We start from the raw sequence: 2305 nt of genomic DNA on the forward strand, positions 1-2305 counted from the left end.
GGATTCTGATCAGACGAAAGCGCGCTCTCCCGAGCGCGCCCAGAAGATTTCGTGCTTTTCTCTTGACAAAGACTTACATGGATGCCCGTCATTCGCCCTCGACTCAGAAACCAAAGACTTGTCTTGCCGCGAACACTCGATGAGTCCTATAAGAATAGCGAGTGAGACTGTGCTCGGTTGCAGGCACGGCGGTGTAGTTTCTAGGGGTATCTTTTGATTGTTACGTCGTGGAATCAATGAATTAGCGTTCCCACAGGAATGGTCAGGTAAACGGGACAGAGAGTGGCCTCGTAAGACTGGTAAAAGTCGTGCAGCCGCTGCCTCAACCGAGATATTTGCACACGCACGGTCGCATCAATCTTGGGATCGAAGTCAGGCCTGCGGCCCATCGCTTCCACCGCCAAGGTGTATTCGCTGAGTTCGTCGTCCTGGGTGTGTCCATAGATACGCCAGGAGTTGACGAGAGGCAGTCGCCCGCTCGAAGGAGCGGCTCTTTAAAATGATTTCAATCGCTTGTACTTCCGCACCTTCGCGGGATGGCGCAGTTTCGGTGGATTCCGCGGATGATAATTCGGGCACAGCGGGAATATACTTGATCTCAACCGTCATCGCAATTTACCAGATTTCAGCGATAGATATAGCATACGTCCATCTGTGCGTAATGTTCTTTGTGGTGCAGAACCGGCCGGTTACGCCTAGCATCGTTAAATCTGTGCGTAGGAAACTTTCCGGGGTATATCCAGTTGGGTGACTAGGTTTATTTGGTGCTCCACTGGTATCGCGTTGATGCCGGATAATTGGCCGGGTTTCCGACCGACTCTCATAATGAGACTGGTGGGAGATCACTTCTCTCGCTTAAGTGCCGCACCGATGGCAATCGTTCATTCGGCGAGCGCCATCACGCTGTCACCATCTTCGCCGACCAGCTCTTCACGAACGCTCCGAAACGGTCGAGCGCCTTGGAGAAATTGTCTCCGGCGGCGGCGAAGCCCAGGCGGAAATGCGAGGGCACATCGAAGCAATCGCCGGGGGCTAGCAGGACCCCATGCTCGGTGGCGGCCTGGCAGAACCGGCGGTCGCTCTCTCCGCTCACCAGCCAAGGGAACGCGGTCATCCCGCCTTGCGGCGGAATCCAGCCGAGTACGTCGCGATGGTCGGCCATGAAGCGCTCCAGGAGCTTGAGATTGCGGGATGCTGCTTCTTGCGTTTTCGCGAGCACGGCGTCTCGTTTGCGGATTGCAATCTCCGAGAGAATTTCTCCCGTGGTGGTGTTGCAGACGGAGAAGTAGGCGCGCGCGGTCCAGTATTGCTGGCGGCGCTTGGCATCGTGCTCGATCATCCATCCCGTACGCACTCCGGCAATCGAAAATGCCTTTGACAGGTCCGCGATCACGGTGGCGTGCGGCAGGCGCGCCGCCGATTTCGTTTGCTTTCCATGGTAGATGGGATGGTAGACCTCGTCACTGACCAGCTGGATTCCGCGCTTGGCGGTGAAGTCGTGCAGGGCTTCCATTTCGGCGTCGCCGATGGTCGCGCCCGTCGGGTTGTGCGGGCTGTTGACCAGAATAAGCTTGGTCTTCGAGTCGACGAGCCGCTTGATCTCGTCGGGGTCGATGCGGAAGCCATTCTCGCGGCGCACGCGATAAAAGCGGGTTTCCAGGCCAAGAGATTCCGGTAGCGCCGAGAAAGTCGTGAATCCAGGCAGCGGGATGATTACGTTCGCGCCGGGCTCGGCGGCCAGCCACATCAAGGCCACGAGCGCCTCGGAGGCGCCTGTGACGATTTGCACCGACTCTACCGGGACACTCTGCATTTCAGCGATCGCCTTACGCAGGCTGTCGGCGCCGGCGGGGCGGCCGTAGACCAGGTTGTGGTTCAGGAAGCGGTGACGCGTTTCGTCGTCGGCGAGGGCGAGGATGTCGTTTACGGTCCAGGTCGGCCCGGTGCTCGCAGCGAGATTGAATTCTATGTCGTGTTCGTACTGGTCGAGCCAGGCGTCGAGCAAGAAGGGCTTGAGTTGCATGCAGGCACCTCAGAGAAGAAGTTGGCTCCTCGTATAGATTCCGCGAGCCAGGAGGCGGATGATTTTTTAGTTTACGAGCGATGAGAATCCAGCGTCTAAACAGTTTGCTGCAAATCCACGTTGGGCGGCCTCGGCCCCTAAACGGGCAGTAAATGTGGACCAGTTACGGCGCCGCTAAAGTGGTGCCCTCATACAAACCATGCCTTTTCAGCAAACTACTAGAGAGCCGTGGATTCCCTCCCCAAGCGTAAGGTGCGGTTAGCCGACCAGATCGGCATAGGG

Annotated in this window: 1 protein-coding gene; it reads right to left on the minus strand. The window is 57.5% G+C overall.

Annotated elements, in window-relative coordinates; translation table 11 throughout:
* Nucleotides 1–898 precede the first annotated feature (898 nt).
* Entirely contained in the window at nt 899–2023 is a 1125-nt protein-coding gene (locus tag Q363_RS31370; protein WP_051979604.1) for an aminotransferase class I/II-fold pyridoxal phosphate-dependent enzyme, read from the minus strand.
* Between the last annotated feature and the right edge of the window lie 282 nt (nt 2024–2305).

Origin of the sequence: Edaphobacter aggregans DSM 19364, from assembly GCF_000745965.1 — a bacterium.
Lineage (GTDB): Bacteria > Acidobacteriota > Terriglobia > Terriglobales > Acidobacteriaceae > Edaphobacter > Edaphobacter aggregans.